Raw genomic sequence first — 23,362 nt, 5'->3', positions numbered from 1 at the left:
GTAGACGAATCCGAAACCCCAAATTTACGAGCAAAGCGTCCGCAGGGTTCTCCCGGTGCGGGCCGCTCTATCCGGAGAATTCCATGCAGATTGCAAAACCCAAGCGCATCAACGGCCGCGTGCCCGTCATGTCCGCCGAAGAGGCCGTGACCTACATTCCTGACGAAGCCACGCTCTGCGTTCTCGGCGCCGGCGGCGGCATTCTTGAAGCGACGAAGCTCATCGAAGCGCTCGCCGAACGCTACAAGACCACCCAGACCCCGAAGAACCTCGGCATCATCAGCCCGACGGGTCTCGGCGACCGCGCCGAGCGCGGCATCAGCCCGATTGCCCAGGAAGGCCTCGTCAAGTGGGCGCTCTGCGGCCACTGGGGACAGTCGCCCCGCATTTCCGAGCTCGCTGAGCAGAACAAGATCTCTGCCTGGAACTACCCGCAGGGCGTCCTCACGCAGATGCTCCGCGCGTCTGCTGCCCACCAGCCCGGCATCATCTCGGAAATCGGCCTCGGCACCTTCGTCGATCCGCGCAACCAGGGCGGCAAATTGAACGACGTGACGAAGGAAGACCTGATCAAGCTCGTCAACATCGACGACAAGGAATACCTCTACTACAAGTCGGTTCCGCCCAATGTCGCCTTCATCCGCGCCACGACCTGCGACAGCGAGGGCTATGCGACCTTTGAGGACGAGGTCATGTACCTCGACGCCCTCGTCATCGCCGAAGCCGTTCACAACAACGGCGGCATCGTGATGATGCAGGTGCAGAAGATGGTGAAGAAGGCGACCCTTCATCCGAAGAACGTCCGCATCCCGGGCTACCTCGTCGACATCGTCGTCGTCGACCCGCAGCAGACGCAGCTCTACGGCGGCGCCCCTGTGAACCGCTTCATCTCGGGCGACTTCACGCTCGACGATTCCGAACGCGTCAAGATTCCGCTCAACCAGCGCAAGGTTGTTGCCCGCCGCGCCCTCTATGAAATGAAGAAGCAGGCGATCGGCAACGTCGGCGTCGGCATTGCCGACGGCATCGGCCTCGTCGCCCGCGAGGAAGGCTGCGACGAAGACTTCGTCCTCACCGTTGAAACGGGCCCGATCGGCGGCATCACGACGCAGGGCGTCGCCTTCGGCGCAAACGTCAACACCCGCGCCATCCTCGACATGACCGCGCAGTTCGACTTCTACCACGGCGGCGGCCTCGACGTCTGCTACCTCTCCTTTGCCGAAGTCGACAAGGAAGGCAACGTCAACGTCCACAAGTTCAACGGCAAGATCATGGGCACGGGCGGCTTCATCGACATCAGCGCCACCTCGAAGAAGATCGTCTTCTGCGGCACGCTCACCGCGGGCGGCCTCAGGACCGAAGTCGGCGACGGCAAGCTCACGATCACCCAGGAAGGGCGCGTCACGAAGTTCGTGGACCACCTCCCTGAAATCACGTTCTCGGGGAAGGTTGCGCTCGAACGCGGTCTCGACGTCCGCTACGTCACCGAACGCGCGGTCTTCACCCTCAAGGAAGACGGCCTCCACCTCGTCGAAGTTGCTCCGGGCGTCGACATCGAGCGCGACATCGTCGCGAAGATGGGCTTCAAGCCCGTGATCGACAAGGATCTCAAGCAGATGGATGCGTGCATCTTCACGGATGCCGTCATGGGCTTCAAGCTCCCCGACGCTGAATAACACCTTCCCAAATTCCCAAACCTTTCCCATTTCAAGGAAAAGAGAAAATGGCTATCGATTTTTCGCTCACCGAAGAGCAGGAGCTGCTCCTTGCCTCCATCCGCGAACTCATCACGACCGAGTTCCCTGAAGAGTACTGGCGCACCCACGACGAAACGAGCACCTACCCGCGCGAATTCATGAAGGCCCTCGCCGAAAACGGCATCTCGATGCTCGGCGTCCCTGAAGAATTCGGCGGCATTCCGGCCGACTACGTGACGCAGATGCTCGCCCTCATGGAAGTCGCCAAGTGCGGCGCTCCGGCCTTCCTCCTTACGAACGGCCAGTGCATCCACTCGATGCTCCGCTTCGGCTCCCCCGAGCAGCTCAAAAAGACCGCTGAAAGCACGGCCGCCACGGGCGACCCCGCCTACTCGCTCGCCCTCACGGAACCGGGCGCCGGGAGCGACAGCAACGCCACCGCCACGACCTTCACGCGCCGCAACGGCAAGATCTACCTCAACGGCCAGAAGACCTTCATCACGGGCGCTGCCGAATACCCGTACATGCTCGTCATCGCCCGCGATCCCGAGCAGCAGGATCCGAAGAAAGCCTTCTCCCTCTTCTGGGTCGACGCGAAGAAGCCCGGCATCAAGGTGAATCCCCTTCACAAGATCGGCTGGCACCTCGTGAGCACCTGCGAGGTCTACCTCGACAACGTCGAGGTTGAGGAATCCGACATGGTGGGCGAGGAAGGCAAGGGCTTCCTCAACGTCATGTACAACTTCGAAATGGAGCGCCTCATCAACGCCGCCCGCTGCACGGGCTTTGCGGAATGCGCCTTCGAGGACGCCGCCCGCTACGCCAACCAGCGCATCGCGTTCGGTCAGCCGATCGGCTTCAACCAGATGATTCAGGAAAAGCTCGCCCTCATGGCCGTCAAGTGCAAGAACATGCGCAACATGGTTCTGCAGACGGCCTGGCAGGCGGACCGCAAGGAATCGCTGCGCGTGACGTCGTCGCTTGCGAAGCTCTACTGCGCCCGCACGGCGCTTGAAGTGATCGACGACGCGATCCAGATCATGGGCGGCCTCGGCTACACGAACGACGCCCGCGTCTCCCGCCTCTGGCGCGACGTCCGCTGCGAACGCATCGGCGGCGGCACGGACGAAATCATGATCTACATCGCCGGCCGTCAGATCCTGAAGGCCTACCGCGAATAATCCTGATGTTTTGAACCTTCAGAACTGCGCTTTGCGCTCCGGAACTGCTTAAAAAACGGTTCCGGAGCGTTTTTATTTCGGCGGCATCTTAGAGAACCAGAGTCAGGTTCTCGCTCAGGCTCTAGGGCAACTTCCCTAATCCGGAATGTTTATTTCCATTTTGAATTGTAACATCAGGTTTTTACCAGTAAGCAGGCGGTAACATCCTTTCATTCGTTCTTTGTCGAACGTTACCCAATATTTAAGGTTTATCCATAATGTCCCGCCTCTTCACCAGCTCCGCCCTTTCGACTTCCTTCGGCCTCCTTTTTCTCCGCATCGCCCTTGCAGGGAGCCTTCTCACGCACGGCATTGCCAAAATCGAGAATTTCTCTTCACTTTCCAACTCCTTCCCGGATCCCTTTGAGACGGGCCATCTGACGGCTCTGCTTCTTGCGATTTTCGCCGAAGTCGTCTGCTCGATCTTCGTCCTCATCGGTCTCTGGACGCGCGCCGCGCTCATTCCCCTCATCTGCACCTTCCTCACGATTGCCTTCGTGGTGCTTGCCGGAAAGGACTTCGGCGCGCGCGAAATGCCGCTTCTCTACCTCTTCGGCTTTGTGACGCTCTTCTTCACGGGCGCAGGCAGCTTCTCCCTCTCTGGACTGACCAAGGCAGCTGCTAAGAAGGCCTGATTTCCTCCCGCGTAAAACGCAAGAGAAGCGCCGCAGGCTCTTATTCCTGCGACGCTTCTCTCTTTTTGACCTGCCGGAACCTTCCTCAATCGATCTCAGATTCAAGGAAGGTCCCTTTCAGAAGAAAGACCTGAACGCGATCAGCGGTCGTGCGTCTCGCTCTTCGCCTTCACGGGCTTGTAGCCGTCGGGCTCAATGAGGGCGGTGTCGAAGCCCGCTACGCGCTTCTTCCCGTCCATCGTGTAGAGCCAGATGTCGTAGGTGGCGCCCGGAATCATGTTCTGAGCGATCTCGCTGGCCTTGAAGGTGAGGACCATGTCTTTCTTTCCGTCGCCGTTCATGTCCTTTACTTCATGCTTCACGGGCTTCGCGAGCGCGCTCACAACGCCCGTGGTGCCGATCGAGGAGCGGCCGACGCCGGCATGCGTGCGCGAGAGGTCGATCTTCGAAGCGTCAAGCTTCGCGTCCGAATAGAGCACCACGTCGACCGTCTTCTCGGACTTCGGATTGATCGTGTCGGCAAGCACCGCAACTTCGTGCGGCATGAGCTTTCTCGCTTCTTCTCCGACCGCATACTGGGCCTTGTCGAAGGCTTCGGCATTGAAGGCATGGAGATAGGCGCGGGCCTTTTCTTCCGAGAACCCAAGAAGCGCTGCAGCCTGCGCCTTCGCGGCGGCCGCATCCTTCATCCAGGTCTTCTCGAGGCCGTTTATGAACTTCGTGTTGTCCTTAAAGGCATCGCGGTTGTAGTCGACGATGTTGGCGAGTTCGACGAAGCGGAAGGACTGCCAGTCGGGATTGAAACTAAAGAGCTCAGGCGTGCCCTTGAAGTGCTCAGCCGTTGCCTTCTCCCAGCTCATGAAGGCGGCCGCTTTTGCAGGCGCTGCGAGCGGGAAGAAGGGTACGTAAGGCGTTTCGCAGGGACGCGCCATCGTGCGGTAGCCCGTGATGAGAAGCGGGTTCTTGTCGAGCACGTAGACGCCGGACTCATGCGTGGTCGGGCGGCAGAGGCCGATGCCCTGGTGGTGGTACCAGCCCGGATCGTCCCCAATCTGCGGTTCATGCGTGCGAAGGAGATCCTCGACCTCTTCGACGCCCATCTTCTTCGACTGAGTCGTGCTGTACGGGAACTTTTCCGGATCCGTGATGTCCTGACCGATCAACTTCTTCCAGGCAAGGTTGTTGCGCGAAAGGTTGTATCCCGCTGCGCGGCGCTCAGCGGGCGCCACGGCCACGCGGAAGTTGAAGTCGTTGTAGACGCCGGGAACGGCGGGCTTGTAGCGGCCGTTCTTGATCGCGCGCTCAATCATTCCGGGCGCCACGATGACGTTTTCCGTATCGGTGGCGTCGACGCGATCCATCATGAAATTATTGGGAATATAGACGACCTCATTGTCCTTCACGCGGCGCGCGACCCAGGTGTTGCCCTGATGAATGGCGATCTGCCAGGCTTCCTTGCTGTCGGCGACCGTGTAGGTGCGGCCTTCAGAGAAGTAGCCGTACTTCCCGAGGAGGTCGATCGCGATGTCGATGGCGTGACGGGCGCTCGTAGCGCGTTCGGCCATCAGGCGGCGGATGCCGTAGCCGATGCCGCCGTCCTTGGTCGGCATGACGTCGTCCTCGTAGATCCCCGTGCAGGCGTTCGTCACGATCACGACGCCGTTTTCATTGACGAAGCCGTCCGAGAAGGAAGCGCCGTTGGGATCAAAGGTCTGAGACCAATAGAAGCCGAAAGTATGCTGGACCTGCGGGATTGAGGCGGCGGCGGGCTCGAACTTGATCATTTCGCCCTCTGCATGATCCTGCGGCGGCACCCAGTACTGCGGGTTCAGAATGCGGCCGCCGTTGTCTTCGTTGTGGCCGATGATGATTGTGCCCGTCTTGCTCACGTCCTTGCCGACGATGACGGTCGAGCAGCCGATCGCATTGAAGGTGAGCGCGCTGAGCGCAATCCCGACGGCGGCGGCGACTGCCTTGAATTTCATTGACATAGAGTTCTCTCCATTTGATGGTATTTCTTTTTTCAGCTCTGTCAGGACGCTATGTAAGCGCCCTCCCGGCTGTGGAGACGAGATTAAGACATTTGTTGTAGATCTCTATTCGGACAAGTCCCAACTTCAGTTCATGCCGGCGGCATGCTTTTTGTGCTTATTCGGGATTTTGGTCGCTTCAGGAACACATGAAGCACCATTTCTTATTGTTTTTTATGGCATCAGTTTCAGGAAATGACAGATGCAACATCTATTCCTGCAAGGAATAATCAGCATTCCTTTTATTCCGATGTCTGCAAGGAATGGCTTTCACATGGTTCTGCATGGGTTTGGTTGCGGCTGGCGGCACCCACTGCTTGATATCCGCATTGCGTTTCCGAAGACGAAGACTCCAATTTGAGCTGCCGGCTGATAAATCAGGCTAAGCGATAGACGCTCAGACGCTTGGCACCTTCACGGACGAGAGCACCGTCCTCAACCAGCTTTTTCAATAGCCGATAGGCTATTTGCGGATTAACGCCCAGGAGCGCGGCGACGTCACTGCGCGTCACATTGCCCTGCTCCTGGACAAGTTGCATGATCAGATCCTCATTTTTTACGGCCCCGATTCCGGCTTGGCGCACGTGCTCAATTACACGCTTCTGCGCTTTATAGAACTTCGGACTCAAAATAAAGTCGCGCTCGCGGCCGTTGCCTCTTGCTTCAAGGAGACCGTCTTCGACCAGCGTCTCTACATGGCGCTTCAACCTCAATTCCGGGATATGCGTCGCAGCGGCGATTCCGGCGAAGTTTAGGCGTTTGGCAAAGAGTACTGCAGACAGTACGATTAAGCTTTGAACGGAGATGCGACTTCCGAGCTTCTTCTGATACTCGATGATGAGCTGGAAGAACGGAATATTAGGATCGCACTTCGGAAAGAAAACACGAACACTGTCGGAATTCGATTCCGAATAGTCGGGGCTCGGTCGCCCGTAGAGAAGATTCCCTTCAAAGATGCGGTCAATGCCTCTGCCTGTCCGTTCCGCCAATCCGAGGCGCTTCAACACGTCGGCGAGAAGTCCATTTCTCGGATGCGGCTCAACGGTGAGGAGGTTCTCAAGACTCACACCGGAAACGAAACCGCCAGGGCTCGTGATCTCAAGTCCGTCATCAGAGAGACGGACGGAAACGCGATTGAGGATCGTATAGTCGCGATGACAGAAAGCGTTGACGAGCGCCTCGCGAAACGCCTGTTCGGAAAATGTCGGAATGGCAATACGCGCCAGACCCTGCGTAATCTCGGTCTCGCTGTTTCTTGCATTGAAGCGGTCAAGAAGCGCCTGAAAGCCCTTCAGAAGTGGCAGCGGCATCTCTTCATTCGCGAGCACATCTGTGCCGGCAAGGTGCTGGAAAACCGCCCCGGCGCCTGGAAGCAGCTGTCTAATCCGCCTTTCTTTCCCCAGGATGAGAATCCCCGCTATTGTAGGAATCAAGCCTTCGGGAGAGCCACGGACCAGCCCCAGCGCTTTGTCGAGATCCTCATCTTCGAGATCCATGAGCGCTTTTTCGCCATTGTTGTCCCGGAGGAACTCGCGAAGCCTCTGCCGTTCATTGGCATCGAAGTCATCGTACGTCGTGTTGGGAAGTGTCATGGACGAATAGTCGCAACGCCCGATTTCCGCAAGCCTCGAAATAAATTCCTGCGGAAAAAGTGGCGATGTTTCCGGTGTCCCATCAGCTTTAATGCGACGCTTCATGAGCTTTCCATCATTCGTTGCAACAATGCCTGTGGCTTTCGGCACATGAATGGCAAGCACTTCAAGTGCATCAGAAACCCTGACGATTTCGGCCGTTGCAGTGATCGGGGGAACGCTGTGCGAAGCAATGTAGGCAACCGCCAGCTCCGGATTCCTCCATTTTGGCGACTTCACTCCACCGACCGAGCCGTCATCGTTTAGGCCAATGAAGAGCGTTCCGCCTTCTGCATTTGCAAAACCCACTGCCGTGTCTACGACAACGTCATTCTTCAGCCCTCCTTTTGGATCACTTTTGAACTCAACGGTCAATGTTTCTCTTTCCGGAAAAAGTCCTTTTTGAGCTTCGTAGAGTTCGGTCATGGCTGTGCTCCGACTTATAACAGGCGTGATCATACGATCACGATACAATCATTATACAATCATGATTGTATTGATACCATCATTCATACAATCATGATCATATCAAACAGAAGCAATCGGTACTTTTTATCATCACAAATACATCGTTTTTACCATCAAAATCGTATGCGGTTAGCCATAAGGGATGGCTACAGACCTCCCGCCCCCTAAGAGCCCTGATATCAGCCAGCAGCTTCTCAAGCTTTTTCCTCATACACTTCAGAACTTACGCGCCATTCTCGACGCCGCCCAACCTGAGCTTCCCAAGCCTTGAAGCAATTCGGCTAAAAGGCCGAGAGAACAGTTTGTCGCATCCGTCTCGGGCGGCAGGAAAGTCATCCTATCGCTCTAAAGCATCTCTTGCGAGATTTCGAAAGACAGAAACTACAAATTCAACAGGAACGGCCCTGTCGAGCATGTTCCGGCTGCAAAGCGATTTTGAGGCAATACAAAAGCTGCTCCGCCTCTCTCACGGCGATCAGCGCCGTCAGATCGTCAACATTTCCCCTGCTTTGAAACGAATAAAGCGCCGCGTAATACCGCTCGCGATCTTCCTGACAACGGATATTCGCAGGCCAATAGCCTTCGCGGACCAGCATGAAATTCAAAAGCAGCCGCCCGGTTCTTCCATTGCCGTCGGCAAAAGGATGAATCGTCTCGAACTCCGCATGAAACCTTGAGGCCTTTTCGATCGGATGCATCGCATCTTCATTTTGGTACCAGGCAACGAGATCGTGCATTTTCTGCGGAATCTCCCGAAACCCGGCCGGTTTGAGGGCAGCCCCCAGCACCCTGACCGCGTGATCCCTCCAAACGCCGCAATATTCAGGGAAGGCGCCGAGCATGACGTACTGATGGAGCCGCTTAATCACGTCCTCATCGCAGGGGATCTCTTGATCTGCCAAATCCAAAATCACCTCAAAGCCACGAGCGTAGCCCAGGGCGGCAAGAACATCCTTCATGCGGAACCCATTTCCATCCCTAACGCCTTCCTTGACGACCAGAACGGTTTCCCGCAGAGTCAGGCGCGAACCCTCGATCGCGTTGGAATCAAAGGTGTTTTCCAGCATCATTTCATCGCGGAGACGGGCGACAGCCGGCGGAGTCAGCGGCTTTTGTTCATTGAGCTTTTTGAAAATGTCATCCGTCATCTCCAACGCCATCTTCTTGTCGCTCAGGAGCCTGGCTTCAATTTCCCTGAATTCCTTTTCATCCATTTTTCTTGTTACGTCCATCAATAGGCATCAAAGACGGCGCGACCCAAAAAGCCATCGGCTTGTGCCATTGGCGATGTCGTGTACGGGCAGAGGCAGCGTCCTGAGCGGAGCTCATCAATCCTCATTGCCGCGGCGCAGCGCAGGAAAAAATCATCGGCGGCGGCCGGCGATTCCCTTTCGGAGCGAGAGAGAGCATCAACCACTCAAAGCCGCCTGAAACCGCTCTCCGCTCGTTCCCAGGGAACCGCAACCTGCCGAATCCTGCCGTCGCTCCCAAGGATCCGAGGAACATCGCAATGGATGAGGCACGGGTATTGAAAGAAATTCGTATTCCGCCAGGTGCCCGGAAGCGTGTCATGAACCGGGGAAGCTTTCGCTCCGCCCGCCGCTGCAGGATCCTGGAAGCGAGCGTCCTGCCTGAATTTGATGAAGATGTGAAGCGTCCGGGCCTTGCCCGGCTCCTCACGGAAATCAACCTGGTCGATGTACCAAGGCTCCGGGAGCATCAGAGCGGCAGTAAAAAGCGTCTTTGTATCGAAGTTGGTCATATTGAAATATCCGGCGACTCATAGAGAGGTTCTGCCTCACGGCTCCTCTCCCGCAGTTTTGCTGCTCGATATTGAGGAACCTCGAGAACTGATTATTTCATGCCGTTCTCATCCCGCAGGACCTCCTTATCCTCAACGCTGCTTCAGCATCCCCAACTGGGAGCTGGTCATTCCGGCCGCCCACCTGTGGTAAGTTCGAAGCACCGATCCTCTTCTCCAAGCTTTCCTCTCCCGACGCCCTCATGCAGTTTCGCAAAGCGCTCACTGCCGCCACGGCTGCCGTAGCCATCATTCCCATCGTCGTGCTTGCCGCCTTCGAGTGGAGGAACGTCGTCAGCGAAATGGATGCGCTCGAAAAGAGGCAGAGAATGACAGCCGAGCGCATTGCAGAGGCGATCAACGCGAGGCTTTCCTCTGCGCTCGAACTCATGCTTCTCGCGGCCTCGGAATTGCCGGAACTCGCTTCTATCGAGGCAAGAGACAGAACGCTCTCCCATATCGCCCGCGCCGAACCGGCCTTTCTCAATCTGCATTTCGACACGCCCGAAGGCATCTCAAGGGGCTTTCATCCGCTTCTCAACCCGGCGGGCGTTCCCAACAACGGCGTGGATCACCGCGGGCGCAGGCACTGGAAGGAACGGCGAACCGATGCGCCCTACTGGATTTCCGCGAGCTTTGAGGCAACAGGCGCGGCGGATGAGCGCATCGTCAACATCGGCGCTCAGGCGCGAACCCGGACAGGCGAACTTGCCGGCTTCGCCGTCTGCGCGCTCGACCTCAAGAAGTTTGCGGCGCTTGCCGCCGAATACGAAAATCCGGGCGACGCAATCTGGATTACCGACAGCAAAGGCGGAATTCTCTATGCTTCCCGCGGGCTTGAATCTGCGCCCATCAGCACTTTTGAGGCGCTTATCCCGGAGGAAAGCCCAACCTCTCCCGGACCGATTCCCTTCCAGGCCGCTCAGGGCCAAAAAGTCCTCGAAGGGTGGTTCGCCCAAACCGGCCTCAGCGGAGACTGGCGCGTCATGGTTGCCAAACCCAATGCGCTGCGTCAGATGGAACTCACCGGAATTGTTCTTCGCAGCCTTCTTCTCATTCTTTTCGTTCTGGGAGCTTCCGGTTTGGCAGGCATGCTCGCACGACGCCCGATTGAAAAGGCGCTCTTCAAGCTTCAAAGTCAGGTAGCGGCCGCGAGACCCGAGCCGCTTTCCTGTGAGCGCATACATTCGCTCGCTGAGTTTGAAGCTCTGCAGAATGAGTTCGGCCTCCTCATGAAGCGGCTCTCCATCGCCCGCGCAGAAATCGAGTCCGTCAACCGCCATCTCGCCGACGAAGTCGCCCGACAGACAAAAGCGCTCAGAACCCAGATGGAAATGCTCTCCAGGATTTTTGAGAGTCTTGCGGACGGGCTTCTTCTTCTCGACCAGGAGGGCGTCATTGTCTGGGCCAATCACCGCGCCGAGCGCCTCTTTGCAGCATCCGCCTCAGGAAAGATCCTCGGCTCAGCTGCCGGGACGCTTGTTGCCCAATGCTTTCGGGCCGGCAATAAGGCGCCAGAACCGGAGGCCGTGCTCTCGGGCGGCACGCATCGGCTTCAGCTCAAATCAGCTTCCGGTGAACATTTTCTCGACGTAACGGCCTTTCCCATTGAGGGAGGAGACCGCTTCGCCCGCGGTATTCTCATTCATGACGCTACGGATGCCGCCAGAATGGAAACCCTCAAGGAGAATCTCATCGGCGTCGTGGCGCATGAGCTCAAAACGCCGCTCGCGGCCATTGCGCTCTCTGCGGAAACCCTGACCCGCAGGGATGCCGGCTGGAGCGAAGAATTTGAGGACGATCTTCTTCAGGGCATGCAGAGAGAAGTCGGGGCGCTCCAGCAGCTGATTTCCGACTGGCTCGATGTGGCGCGCATTGACGGCGGCACCTTCATCATTCAAAAGCGGATCGTGCAGCTGAAGCCCATCATCCTCCGCGCGCAGAAGCGCGTCCGGGCGCTCGGACCGGCGCAAATCCGAATCACCATTGATCCGGACGCCGAGTGCGTCAACGTTGACCCCGACCGCTTCCTGCAGCTCCTCACGAATCTCCTCTCGAACAGCGTCCGCTACCGGGCCCAGGAGCGCGAGTGCATCATTGAAGTTCATGCGGAAACGAAGCATTCCGAGCTTCTCCTCTCCGTTTCCGACAACGGCATCGGCATTCCCGAAGGCGAGGAAAAGAGAATCTTCGACCGTTTCTATCAGGTAAATATGGGCATGCGCAGACGGAGCGGCGGCACCGGCCTCGGGCTCGTCATTTCGCTTGCGATCGTTCGTGCTCACGGCGGAACGATTGAAGTCGCGAGCACGCCTCACGTCGGCAGCACGTTCACCGTCAGAATTCCCTATTGAATGGATTCAAGCACATTCTCCCGGCCGCATTTTCCCCCAACAAGCCATGACAACTTCCAGTCCCCACGCCGCCCGCCCGCTCATCCTCATCATCGACGACGAAAGCCGAATCCGGCGGCTCGTCGCGGCCAATCTCGAAACGCTCGGCTACGACACGGCTCAGGCCGCTGACGGCGAAATTGGGTTTCAGATCTGGGAACGCCTTGACCCGAAGCCGCAGCTCATCGTGCTCGACCTGATGATGCCCGGCATGGACGGGTTTGCCTTTCTTCAGAAGCTTCGGGAGGAAAGCGAGGTGCCCGTCATTCTGCTTACGGCCCGTTCGGAACTCTCAGACAAAACCAAATGCCTGAGCGCCGGTGCCGACGACTACCTGGTAAAGCCCTTTGCCATGGAGGAGCTTGCGGCGCGCATTGCGGCGGTATTAAGAAGGACTTCCGCCAGGGCCTCTGCGGCAAACAGATCTTCCCGCGCAGAGGAATTCGTCAACGGCCCGCTCATTCTGGTCCCTGAAAAACGCGAATGCCGGTGGGGAACCACGCCCATCCGTCTTTCCGACACGGAATTCCGGCTCCTTCTTGCGCTCGTGAAGCACCCGGGCGCCGTCATTGCGCACGACGCCTTGATCCGGGAGGTCTGGGGAGCCGAGCACCTGGGCGAACTTTCGCTCCTGCGCGTCGCCTTTGCCCGCATCCGCAGGAAGCTCTCGGATGCCGGCGCCGACGGTTCCGTCATCTCTTCATACTCCGGCGTCGGCTACGTCATTACCGACCTTTCGGAATCCTTCGATTGAAACCTTTTTGCAACCTCCGCCGACGCCATTGATGCGGTCGTGAAATCTTCTCCCTCTAAGCTTTCCTGCAGTTCACGGGAGCCCAGACCGGCTCCCTTTTGAAGGATCAGAAGGAGACGAAAAAATGAACCCGCAGTCCCGCCGCCAGTTTCTCACCCGTTCAGCCGGAGCCGCTCTCGGCGCCGCCGCTCTCGCGCCCTTTGCCGCGCATCCCGCGCACGCCGCGCCGACTAATAGCAAATGGGACGAAGAAGTCGACGTGATCGTGGTCGGCACGGGCATCGCCGGGACGATTGCGGCCATTGCCGCAGCGGAAAAAGGCTCCAAAGTCCTGATGCTCGAAAAAATGTCCTTTCCCGGCGGCACGTCTCTCGTGTCCGGCCTCGACTTTGCCTGCGTCGGCTCGCCGCTTCAGAAGGAAAAAGGCGTCAAGGACGCTCCAGAACTCCTCGCAGGCGACATGGCGAAGGTTTCGGGCGGCTTCGGAAGCTATGAACGCGCGCTCCTCATGGCGCAGACCACCGCCCGCGTGGAAGCCTTCCTCACGGCTCACGGCGTCAAATGGGACGGGCGTCTTCTCAAGCTTGGCGGCCACAGCGTCGCGCGCGGCCTTTCCGCCCAGGGCGGCGGCGCCGGCATGCTTTCCGCGCTCTGGAGCTGGATGAAGGCGCATTCGGACATTCAGATCCGCACGAAGTGCCGCGCCGAGGAAGTGCTTTTGAATGAAAAGGGAGAAGCCTCAGGCCTCCGGGTTCGCGAAGGTTATGTTTTCTCGCGCAATGCGGACGACGACTGGGCGAATTCGACCGGCGTCATGAAGACGATCCGCGCCCGCCAGGCAGTTGTTTTCGCGACCGGCGGCTATGCCCAGGACAAGGCCTTCCGCTCGTCCGAGGTTCCCTTCCTCGCAGGCGTTGTATCGACCACCAATGCGGGCGCCACGGCCGGATCCCTCAAGATGCTCGAGGCGGCCGGCGCTCAGGCCGTGCAGCTTTCGCTTTTCCGCTTTGCCTATCCGCTCCCGACCGAAGACATGATCTGGGGCATGCTCATCGATCCCGCCACCGGACGCCGCTTCATGAGCGAAGGCGAAACGCGCAATACGCTCGCGAGCGCCGTTCTCCAGCATCGTCTGCGCAACGGCGACCGCAAGCCCTTCATCGTCTGGGACGAAAAGGCGCTTAAAAAATTCCACAACATGAAGCGCCTCGAGCAAAGCCTCGCCGACAAGAACGGCATCGACGGCGCGATTCTCAAGTTTACGTCGCTCGACGAACTCGCAAAGCACTACAGCACCGACGGCAAGGCGCTCCAGGAGAGCCTCGTCAAATACAACGAGCTGATTGCAGGCGGCAGGGACACCGAGTTCAACAAGCCCATGGAGCGCTCCGGGCGCAAGGTGGAGCCGCTCTCGGCCGAAGGCCCCTTCTACACGATGGTCGTGACGCCGCGGCTCAACTACACGCCGGGCGGCATCCGCACCAACGAAAAGGCTCAGGCAATCCGCCTTCGCGACGGCGCTCCGATTCCGAGACTCTATGTTGCGGGCGAAGCGTCGGGCGGCCTTCACGGGCAGGAGCGCCTCACGGCCTGCTCCATGCCGGACTGCTCCTCCTTCGGCCTGATTGCAGGGGAAAACGCGGCTGCTGAAAAGCGCAGCTGATCGACTTCCGGTCTCGTCCCCGCAAGAAAACGTCCGCTTTTTCCTCACACCTCAAGCCTGAGGGAGAAACGGCCAGCGTGAAGCCTCTTCCAGGTCAACTCTGCCATTCCTGGAAGAGGCTTTTTTGTCTGCCATCTCATTCAGATCTATCCCTCAGAGATCGGCAAAATGTGCGATAGTCCGACATTGTTGACATTCAGACGGCCGGACGGGCCTTTTATCATGGAAGCTTCAGACGTCAAAATTCTCGAAAATCCCAAGCGCCTTCGCGAAATTCGCGATCAGATGGTGGTCCGCGACGTAAATCTCGATACCGACGACACGGTTTATCCCGCGCTCACCGCGCTGATTGCCCGGACGCTCGAGGAGACCGGACTCGTCGAAGACATGTCCCAGGCGCTCGGATACAACCCGGCGCTCACGCTCCACCTCCTCAACGCTGCTGTCGGCTCCACAGCCTCCTTCTTCCTGACGGAGAGCTTCAGACGGAAGGATCTCTCCGACCTCGCCGACCGGGCCGTCGTCTCGCGGCCGAGCAAGCTTTTCGGTTCCGGCGCTCTGAGCGAGATGGAAATGAACGACTTGTTCCGCGAGATCAGCCGGAGCCCCAACCTCCTCGAGCGCTTCAACGCCGCCCGCATCCGGCGCTCGGGCGCGAAGCGCCTTGCCGTTTCCATCGGCATGGAACCAATCGTCCGCTGCAGCCCGAGCTTCGCGAGATCCTCGATTTCCATTCTGGACTTCTCGCAGCCCGATGATCCCAAGGTGCTGGGCGGCTTCCCGTCGAAAGCAAATTATCCGGACTGCGCCAAGGCGGCGCTCGAAGCCGTTCAATGCCTCCTTGACCGCACCGGCGCCCTGAAGGAGGGCTACGACGTCACCGTGGTCGACTGGATTACCTCCCCTTCCGACTTCCGGTCGCTTGCCAAGCTCGAAAAGAAAGGCTTCAAGTTCTTTGCTCAATCGAGCATCGATCTTGAACCTGCTGAAGGAATCGCCCGGAAGCTAGTGAAAAAGGATACGGACGACAATCCGGAATGGAAGAAGACGGGCAGCTCCACTGAAACCATTTCCGGCCTGGTGCTCCCTCGTCTTGAGAAGCCGGTCTCGGCCGTGTTTCTGCATGAAAGATCCTATGAAGACGCAACGGCCGAAGGCCTCGAATGGGTACTGAACGACGGGCGCCTCACGCAGGAAGAATTCCAAAAAAAAAGAGAAATCTGCGGCTTCAAGGCGTTCTTTACCAACAATGCCGAACTCGATCTCATGAATGTCGAGGGAATCTGGTACCAGAACTTCGACGCGATCCCGCATGATGCAAAGACCATCGCCGACTGCATGGACGCCTACAACGGCACCAGCTTTGAAGGCGCTTCGCCTCAGGGACGGTTCTTCATGACGTACGTCGTCATCGCGGTCATTGACGCGCTCTACGCGAAGTATCTGAAGAAGGTCGGCGTCGCCGACGAATACGACTGGATTGACAACTACCCCGACGACTTCATCGCTTCGCTCGTGAGGCTCCAGACGCTCGGCGTCGTGCGGGACGAGGACGACGCCGACATCCGCTTTGCCGCGTCCGACCATGAGCTTCAGGCGTGCCGCGACTCCGCCCGGATCTACGACGCGGAAGACCTCCTCGAGTCGGCGCAGAAAGCCTGGGACGGGACCTCCGTCAACCCGGTGCTCGCGCGCATCCGCGCCGCTGCGAAGGCGTAAGTCAGCGGAAACGACCTTCCGCTTTCCATCATCCGGATCAGGAATCCTCAGCCTGATTCCCATCCAATAAAGAGCCGCCGGGACCGAGAAAGTTCCGGCGGCTCTCTTTCTCGTTTCACTCCTGGAGCGGCGCTCCAGACGCTGCGCCGCCTTAAGAAGGAAACGATCGGTTAAGACCCAGGGGAATTACTTCCCGGCCTTGATGGCTTCCGCGATGCTGTCGGCAGCCACGCGGCCCGACGTGAGGGCCCAGCCCACGTTGGCGCCGGCAGGCGAGTCGTCGCCCATCACGCCGCCCACGATTTCACCCGCGCCGTAGAGGTTCGGGATGACCGAGCCGTCCTTCTTCACGAGGTTGAGCTTGTCGTCCGTGCAGACGCCGCCCATCGTGGTCGCAAAGCGCGGCTTCTGCTCGACGATGTAGTAGGGGCCTTCGGCCGAAATCTCTGCCTTCATGTACTGAACCGGACGGTCGAAGTCCGCATCCTTCTTGGCCTTCACGAACCCGTTGTACTTGGCAACGGTCGCCTTCAGGTTTTCAGCATTGATGCCCGCGAGTTTCGCGACGCCTTCGATCGTATCGGCCTTCACGAAGAGCGGCGGAGTCTTCCCGCCGTTAGCGAGATACTTGTCGGCATCCTCATGCGAAACGCCCGTTTCGGGGAGGCGCTTGTAGAAGCCTTCCCAGGACTTCTGATCCATGAAGACATAGGCCTGACCGTTGGGGTTCTTCAGCATCGGCTCGAGAATGTGGCGGTTTGAAGCCTTTTCATTCACGAAGCGGACGCCGTTCACGTTGACGAGAATGCCCGCCTGATCAAAGGCGCCGACATTGGCGTAAATCGTGGACTTGGCCTTGCCCGGAGCGACTTCGATGCCGTTCGGATAGCGCTTGCCGTACTGGAGGAGCTGAGTCTTGACGCCGAGCTTCTCAGCCATCTGGAGGCCGTCGCCCGTCGAGGAGACCGGACCGTAGTAGAGAACCTTCTGCATTTCGGGCGTCAGGAGCGACTTGTTGTTGCCGTAGCCTCCCGTCGTGAGGAGGGTCTTCTTCGCCTTGATGGTGTAGGTCGTGCCGCTGTTCAAGTCGACCGCCTTCACGCCCGTGACCTTCCCGTCCTCGACAATGAGGTCTTCAACGCGGGTGTTGTAGAAGACCTTGGCGCCGTTCTGCGCAATCACTTCGCGCAGGTGCTGCGCCATGGTGCCGGCGCCCCCCTGGAATTCGAGCGCGCGGCGGTGCGAATACTCGGCGAGGTAGGGAAGATCGTTCGGGATGAACTTAACGCCCACCTTTTCATTCAACCAGTCGATCGTGGGGCCGACGTTCTTCGCATAGAGCGTGAGCTTCGAGAGATCGTTCTTGCCGGCGCCGTTCTTCAAGAAATCCTGCACCATCGAGTCGACGGAGTCGTCCTTGGAGCCGAAGGCCTTCTGGAGCTTCGAGCCCTGAGCGACAACCTGGCCGCCCGAAATCGAAGCGGCGCCCCCGATGAAGGGCATTTTTTCAACCAGGATCACGTTGAGGCCGTTCATGCGGCTGCGGATGGTCGCGGACATGCCGGCACCGCCGCCGCCCACGATGACGACGTCAGTGGCGAGGTCTTCATTCTTGGCAACTTTTTTGAGCACCACCGGAACAAGCGCTTCCGGGTCGGCTCCCGCCTGCTTCACGCAGTCGGCAACGGCCTTCCGGATGGCATCAGACGTAATCGTGGCGCCCGAGACCCCGTCAACCTTCGGCGACTGGGCGTCGACGATCTTCTGGGGGAGCTGGTCGACGGCGAGCGTGCCGATGCCCGGAGTTTCGGTCTGCTTCACGACCTTGACGGCGGAAAGCTTGTCGGCCGTGAAGGTCACTTCAACGGTAACGGGACCGTGAATGCCGGGGGCGGAAGCCGTGTAGGTTCCCGCCTTGAAGGTGGCGGCGGAAGCGGCGGTCGCGAAAAGCGCGGCAACCGCAAGAGCAGCAAAAGTCTTCTTCATGGTTGAAAATCCCTTTGGGAATTGGTCAGTAGAAACGAGAATATTCTAGGCAATCGCGAGGTACGGGAAGCATCAGCATTACGGATTCATCGCGCGGTGAAGCGTATCGAGAACCGAGAGGCATTCCTCAGCCGGAATCTGGCCGGGCGCGCTCGCCTTTCCGCCCACGGACGCGAAGGTGAGGTCGGAGCCGAACCCCTCGCCCGTGATACGGGTGAGAACGCCCCACTTTCCCATCGCCATCGTGAGCATCGGGCGGTCGCTGTAGTAGTGGCGCATCTTCGCGGTTGCGGTCATCACGGTGAGCGCATCTTCGGGCGAGAACGCCATGACGGCAAGCTTCAGAATATCGGCGCCGAATTCCTGCTCGAGCAGCAGCCTCCGGATGATTTCGCCTTCGTCGGGCGTGAATTTGAATTCGTGGTCGCTGATGATGACCTTGATGCCTTTGGCGTGCGCTGCCTTGACGAGGGAGCGGATCATGTCCGCATCGCGGAAGAGCTCGAGATCGATGATGTCGGCCTTGCCCGACTCAATAACGGCGCGGTAAACGTCGCCGTAGTACTTGTCCTCGGCAATGAAGGGGCCGCCGTCGGTGCCGTTTCTAAGCGTCACGAGCACGATCTTGTCGCCTGCCGCCTTGTAGGCCTTCTGCGTGACCTCGGCAAATTCAGCCGGCGCGAGTTTCCCAAGGTAGTCGATGCGGACCTCGACCATGTCGAGCGCCTCCATGCCGGCAAACTTTTCGAGCGTCTGATAAAGGTCGGCGGGGTTTTTGCTCGTCGTCGGGGCGATGAGCTTCGGACGTCCCTCGCCGATCCGGCGCCCTTTGACTTCCAGGGGCTTCACAGCGCCGACGCCCCAGCCGGGCGCGCGGTTTTCCGTATCGATCGGGCGCATCTTCTCGCCGAAATGATCCGAAACGCTCGCTTCCGCCGCCGGAACCACAACCGCTGCGGCAGCTCCAAAAGCGGTACCGAACAGATGACGACGCTGCATTCTCAATCTCCTCTTCATCAATTTGCGTGCCGTCTCCGGACATTCAAGGCGGGTTTGAAGCCTTGCCTTTTATCCGGGACATGCCCGTCATTTTCCGGGAGGGTGCCTTTCTCCACTACACCCGCCCGGGTGTAGTGGAGAATCGAAAAGAAGAAAAAGGAGGACAATCAGACGCGGGCCGCATTTCTCCCGGCAGCGCGCCCCATCACGAGGCAGTTGGAAATCCCCGCGCCCCCGATGCGGTCGCGGCCGAAAATCCCGCCCGCGAATTCGCCCGCGGCGTAGAGCCCCGGAATGGGGAGGCCGCGTGCATCGATTACCCTCGCCTCCCGGTCAGTCGCGATGCCGTCGAGGGACGTGTGTACGATAATCCGCTCGCGCCCCCAGTAGTAAGGCGGATGATCGAGCGTCTGCGTGAAGATGGTCTTCCCGAACTCCGGGTCGAACCCAACGCGCGCGGCGCGGTTGTATTTGTCGAGCGTTTCCTTCAATACCGCTGCCGGAATGCCCATCCCCGCCGCCATCTCTTCCACAGTGTCCGACTTCTTCACGAAGCCGTTGGCGATCTTGAGGCCGAGGGTCGCGCTCTTTCTTGAGGCGCTGTCGGTGATCACCCAGATTTCCTTCTCGGGCTGCCGGAGAACAGCCGCAGAAATCTTGTTCCATGCGAGGCCTTCGTCGATGAAGCGGCGACCCCGGAGCGTGATGAAGATGTCGCCGCCCGCGTAGTCGATGAGCCGCCCGCCCCAGTAGGGGAGGAGCTGGAGCCCCAAGCCTTCCTTCCAGAAGCCTCCAGCATTTCGCGCAAGCTCCGCGGCCGTCGCATCCCGGTTTTCCCAAAGCGTGCCGAAGGGATTCGCAGAAGTCTCTATTTGCGGATCGAGCTCCGGCATCACCTTCATCCGCATTTCGCGGCATGCGCCGAAACCTCCTGCTGCCAGAACGACGGCGCGGGTTTTGAGGTACTGAAGCGCAGGGGCGCTTTTGCGCTTCACGCCGAGGCTCCAGCCGCTGCCGTCGGTAAGGCAGTCCAGCGACCGCAGATCCGCTTCGAGGAGAACTTCGACGCCCATCGCATCCGCCCGGGTCATGAGCGCGAGTACGTAGCTTCGGCCCGCGGAATTCCCGTAGCTCGAGACGCATCTCGGCCGGGTTTCGGCTCTGGCGGTAAAGAGGCCGCCGAACCGCACGCCCATGGATGCAAGCCAGAGGAGCGCAGATTCCGACTCCGCTCCGATTCTTTCGAGAATCGCAAGGTCACCGCAGCTGTCGCCGTAGGCGTAGGCGTCCTCGGCAAAAAGCTTCGGCGTATCCTGAAAGCCCTTAGGCCCCTGCAGCCGCGGGGAAACAACGCTGATGCTTCCGCTCGAATAAATGCTGTGTCCGCCCGCAATCGGCCCCTTTTCCAGAAGCAGCACGCGCCTCGCGCCGGCCTCCTTTGCAGCGACGGCAGCGGAGAGCCCGGCGATACCGGATCCCACAACGACGACGTCGGCTTCCGCCGGAAGCTTTGCCTCCTTTTCGGAAGCGTTGGAGAAGCCCCCGAGGGTGAGGCCGCCCGCGGCAACAGCAGACGCAAAAACGCTCCCCAGCAGATCGCGCCGCGTCCTTCGCTTTTGTGCGCTTTCTTCAGTCACCCTGCGTCTCCTTTTCCTTCTCCGCCTTCACCCACTGGAAGGCTTCAAGCGCGCTCTTAATCCCGAGTTTTCCGTAAGCGTGAGATCGGTGCATCTTGACCGTTTCCTGGGAGAGGCCGAGCTTTTCCGCGGCCTCGCGGTTCGAGAGCCCCTCGGCCACGAGTTCGAGCACCTCGCGCTCACGGGGGGAGAGCGCTTCAAACTTTTTCGACTCCCTCGCCTTCGCCTCCCGCTCGCGGGCATCCGCGGCCGAACGCTCGCAGGCAGCACGGACCGTCTCATAGACCACCATGGGGTCAGACTTCTTTTCGAGAAAATCGACGGCGCCGAGCTTCATTGCACGTACGGCCGCGCCGATGTCGCCGTGGCCCGTGAGAAGAATGACGGGCGTCATCACTTTCTGCGCATGAAGGCGTTCCACCACTTCCATGCCGGTCATGCCCGGCATGCGGAGATCAAGCACAATGCAGCCCGGGCGCTCAAGGTCGTCGTCATCGAGAAACTCCCGGGCGCTTCCGTATTCCCGCACTTCCATGCCGAGGGTCATCAGAAGAAGCCGCTGGCTCTGTCAGAAATCCGGATCGTCGTCGACGAGCCGCACGACTGGATTCAAATTCTTCATGCCTCTTTCTCCTTCTTTATTCTGTTCGGGGCATTTCCGGGAAGCTCAGAACCACCACGACGCCTCCGTCTTCGCGGCGCGCGAACTTCATGGAAGCGCCGTGCCCTTCGGCAATGCCCCTGCAGATGCTGAGACCAATCCCGAGCCCCTGCGGACTCGGGGTGATGGCGTCGCCCAACTTCGCGAGCCGAGCCATCGCGGCATCATCGAGTATCGCGCCCGAATTCTCAATCACGACCTCAATGCAGCTATCGCCCCGGGACGGACTGGAGGCTGCGTCCGGGGCTGGACCTTCCTTCGAATGCTCCGCCACGCACCGATTGATCATGACGGAAACGAAGGGCTGCTCCCGTTCAGACCCAAACGCTGCACTCGCGGCATTTCTCACGAGATTGAGAAAAAGAACCTCGAGTTCGAGGGCGTCGCCGAGAACCACAGGCTCGAGCCCATTGGTATGAAGCGTCACGGAGAGCCGCTCGCGCTTTTCCTCAGAGAGCTCGCTTCGTGCAGACCGGATCCCGCGCTCGATCACTCTGAGGAGCGGCACTTCCGCATGCTCGGTACTGCCCTTCCTCGCATACTGCCGCACGCGGTCAACGATGCCGGCAACCTTCTCCGCCTCGTGCTCGACGCCCTTCAGCGCCATGGCAACGCGCTCCTCCTTCTTTTCTTCTCCCCGAAGAAGAATCCGCAGGACGGCACAGTAGGCGCGAATCGCCCCCACCGGCGCATTGATCTCGTGCGCCACCATGCCCGACATTTGTGAAACGACGGAGCGCCGTTCGAGCCCGGCCGCCTGCTGACGGGCCTCAGCCGCTTCCGCTTCGCTCCGGATATTCTGTTCGAGCGCCTCACTCAGCGCCTGCGTGCGCTTTTTGACGAGCACATGGAGCCGGATTTCATTGAGGATCAGCAGGAGAAGGACCCCGAGGAAGAAGAGAATCTCCTCCCGGTAGCGCGAGAATATCGCCCACGGGCTCATATTCCTCAAGTGCGCCCATGGACCGACGCGAAGATCCTGGAAGAGCTTCAGCACGGAAGCGTCTGAAACGTTCGCGAACCACTCGTAGCCGTCGATGTCCTTGAGCGACAAAAGGGCGCCAAGAACATCCCTCACCTTTTCCTCATCGGTGTCGTCAAGAGCCACAAGACTGAGTCCGGGATAGAGGTCCGTTGAATGGAGGCACCGCAGCCCCTCGGTCTTCGCGTTGATGATCCGCAGGTCTTCCGTTCTTGCAAGCTTCTTTTCCGCCACAGTCTCGAGAAGACATGCGGGGAGAATCCCCACATCCGTTCCGCCCGAGAGGACTTCTGAAATCACATCGGGGTAGGCATTGCTCTTGACGACCAGTTCGGAAAAGAAATGATCGGGGTCGAACCCCGCACGCTCGATTTCGCCCGCTGCCGCGAGCCACCCTTCAACCGTCGTCTGGAGTCCCGAAGCCGCCCGCCGGCCTTCGATATCCCGAAGCGTCCGCCAGGGGCGCTCGGCTCGGACGATGAAGACCGAACCCACGGAATGGTCCGCCCGGTCGGCAAGAACCGTGCGGCGCGTGGCGATTCTCACGGCGGAAACGCGCGACGAGAGCTGCGCGTAGGCCGCAAAGCCCGAGGGCGCAAGGAGGAAGTCGGGCTTGTTCAAGAGGAGCGACTCCTCGGCGTCCGCCGCCGGAATGACCATCTGCCGCCAGCGGTATTGCGGGAGACGGTCGGAGAGCTGCTCGAGCGTGCGCTCGAGCGCGAGGGCATCGAAGGGATTGATGAGCGTATCAACCACGCTGATCGAAAGGATCGGTCGGGAATCATCTTTCTCTCCCGCCGGGGCCTCAACCGTGGCGCCCGAAATGGGAAGCGCTTCGGCGGCCGACGCATCTCTCGCCGGCAGAGCGCCGCCTGCCGCTCCAATGACAAAAGCGGCGGCTAAGAGAAATAAAGAGGAAATCCCGGAAGAAAGAAGCTTCATGGCGTCAATGATGCGGGATTTCTTCGCCTCCGTCCAACCCCCGAAGAGGTGTAGATCTTCCACGCTTGAACGAAGACGAATCAGCCACCAAGCGAAAGTTCCTCACTGGGCACTTGTCAATCGAGCAGTTTTGGCAAAGGGGGA

At 59.3% G+C, this 23,362-nt stretch carries 16 protein-coding genes and 1 pseudogene; 7 read left to right on the top strand and 10 right to left on the bottom strand.

The annotated features are described in order from the left end of the window. Window positions 1-83: 83 nt before the first annotated feature. The 3 genes from FG381_RS00145 (at window position 84) to FG381_RS00135 (ending at window position 3,552) form a co-directional block, all read left to right on the top strand. Window positions 84-1,676: an acyl CoA:acetate/3-ketoacid CoA transferase gene (locus tag FG381_RS00145; protein ID WP_139686965.1), complete on the top strand. Its 1,593-nt coding sequence runs from the start codon at window positions 84-86 to the stop codon at window positions 1,674-1,676. Window positions 1,677-1,723: 47 nt separating this feature from the next. Then, a complete protein-coding gene (locus FG381_RS00140; protein WP_226960232.1) occupies window positions 1,724-2,878 on the top strand; it encodes an acyl-CoA dehydrogenase in 1,155 nt (384 codons plus the stop codon). A gap of 257 nt (window positions 2,879-3,135) precedes the next feature. Further along, on the top strand, window positions 3,136-3,552 hold the full coding sequence (locus FG381_RS00135) for a DoxX family protein (protein WP_139686964.1): 417 nt from the start codon (window positions 3,136-3,138) through the stop codon (window positions 3,550-3,552). Window positions 3,553-3,692: 140 nt separating this feature from the next. On the opposite strand, the gene FG381_RS00130 is transcribed toward FG381_RS00135, so the two are convergent. The 5 genes and pseudogenes from FG381_RS00130 to FG381_RS00115 form a co-directional block, all read right to left on the bottom strand. After that, entirely contained in the window at window positions 3,693-5,543 is a 1,851-nt protein-coding gene (locus FG381_RS00130; RefSeq protein ID WP_139686963.1) for a C69 family dipeptidase, read from the bottom strand. A 416-nt stretch (window positions 5,544-5,959) separates the two neighbouring features. Continuing rightward, window positions 5,960-7,078, bottom strand: coding sequence for an ATP-binding protein (locus FG381_RS00125; protein ID WP_228025724.1), 1,119 nt, complete (start codon window positions 7,076-7,078; stop codon window positions 5,960-5,962). A 201-nt stretch (window positions 7,079-7,279) separates the two neighbouring features. Then, window positions 7,280-7,639: pseudogene (locus tag FG381_RS12880) on the bottom strand (ATP-binding protein); the annotation flags it as partial. Window positions 7,640-8,070: 431 nt separating this feature from the next. Next, entirely contained in the window at window positions 8,071-8,895 is an 825-nt protein-coding gene (locus tag FG381_RS00120) for a Fic family protein (protein ID WP_165697767.1), read from the bottom strand. A gap of 203 nt (window positions 8,896-9,098) precedes the next feature. Then, the gene (locus FG381_RS00115; RefSeq protein ID WP_139686960.1) at window positions 9,099-9,443 is read right to left on the bottom strand and encodes a hypothetical protein; all 345 of its coding nucleotides are present in this window, start codon (window positions 9,441-9,443) and stop codon (window positions 9,099-9,101) included. A 242-nt stretch (window positions 9,444-9,685) separates the two neighbouring features. Here FG381_RS00115 and FG381_RS00110 point away from each other — a divergent pair, with 242 nt between their 5' ends. The 4 genes from FG381_RS00110 (at window position 9,686) to FG381_RS00095 (ending at window position 16,011) form a co-directional block, all read left to right on the top strand. Further along, complete coding sequence (locus FG381_RS00110; RefSeq protein WP_139686959.1) at window positions 9,686-11,836, top strand: sensor histidine kinase; 2,151 nt, start codon at window positions 9,686-9,688, stop codon at window positions 11,834-11,836. A gap of 46 nt (window positions 11,837-11,882) precedes the next feature. Next, window positions 11,883-12,629, top strand: coding sequence for a response regulator transcription factor (locus FG381_RS00105; protein ID WP_139686958.1), 747 nt, complete (start codon window positions 11,883-11,885; stop codon window positions 12,627-12,629). A 124-nt stretch (window positions 12,630-12,753) separates the two neighbouring features. After that, window positions 12,754-14,292, top strand: a complete 1,539-nt coding sequence (locus FG381_RS00100) for a flavocytochrome c (protein ID WP_139686957.1) — start codon at window positions 12,754-12,756, stop codon at window positions 14,290-14,292. 222 nt (window positions 14,293-14,514) lie between these two features. Beyond that, window positions 14,515-16,011, top strand: coding sequence for a hypothetical protein (locus FG381_RS00095; protein WP_139686956.1), 1,497 nt, complete (start codon window positions 14,515-14,517; stop codon window positions 16,009-16,011). Between the two features lie 186 nt (window positions 16,012-16,197). Here FG381_RS00095 and FG381_RS00090 read toward each other — a convergent pair whose 3' ends face one another. The 5 genes from FG381_RS00090 to FG381_RS00070 all read right to left on the bottom strand — a co-directional run bounded on the left by FG381_RS00090 (window position 16,198) and on the right by FG381_RS00070 (window position 23,281). Continuing rightward, entirely contained in the window at window positions 16,198-17,997 is a 1,800-nt protein-coding gene (locus tag FG381_RS00090; protein WP_139686955.1) for an FAD-dependent oxidoreductase, read from the bottom strand. 78 nt (window positions 17,998-18,075) lie between these two features. Continuing rightward, window positions 18,076-18,996 (bottom strand): type I 3-dehydroquinate dehydratase, encoded by a 921-nt coding sequence (gene aroD / locus FG381_RS00085; RefSeq protein WP_139686954.1) that lies wholly within the window; start codon window positions 18,994-18,996, stop codon window positions 18,076-18,078. A gap of 167 nt (window positions 18,997-19,163) precedes the next feature. After that, window positions 19,164-20,633, bottom strand: a complete 1,470-nt coding sequence (locus FG381_RS00080) for an FAD-dependent oxidoreductase (protein WP_139686953.1) — start codon at window positions 20,631-20,633, stop codon at window positions 19,164-19,166. Further along, a complete protein-coding gene (locus tag FG381_RS00075) occupies window positions 20,626-21,180 on the bottom strand; it encodes a response regulator transcription factor (protein WP_165697766.1) in 555 nt (184 codons plus the stop codon). The genes FG381_RS00080 and FG381_RS00075 overlap by 8 nt, the downstream gene beginning before the upstream one ends. A 91-nt stretch (window positions 21,181-21,271) precedes the next feature. Continuing rightward, the gene (locus FG381_RS00070; RefSeq protein WP_139686952.1) at window positions 21,272-23,281 is read right to left on the bottom strand and encodes a sensor histidine kinase; all 2,010 of its coding nucleotides are present in this window, start codon (window positions 23,279-23,281) and stop codon (window positions 21,272-21,274) included. Window positions 23,282-23,362 lie beyond the last annotated feature (81 nt).

Origin of the sequence: Sutterella faecalis (assembly GCF_006337085.1) — a bacterium.
In the GTDB taxonomy this organism is placed as follows: Bacteria; Pseudomonadota; Gammaproteobacteria; order Burkholderiales; family Burkholderiaceae_F; genus Sutterella; species Sutterella faecalis.
Note: the sequence above shows the minus strand (reverse complement) of the source record. Positions and strands in the feature narration are given on the sequence as shown.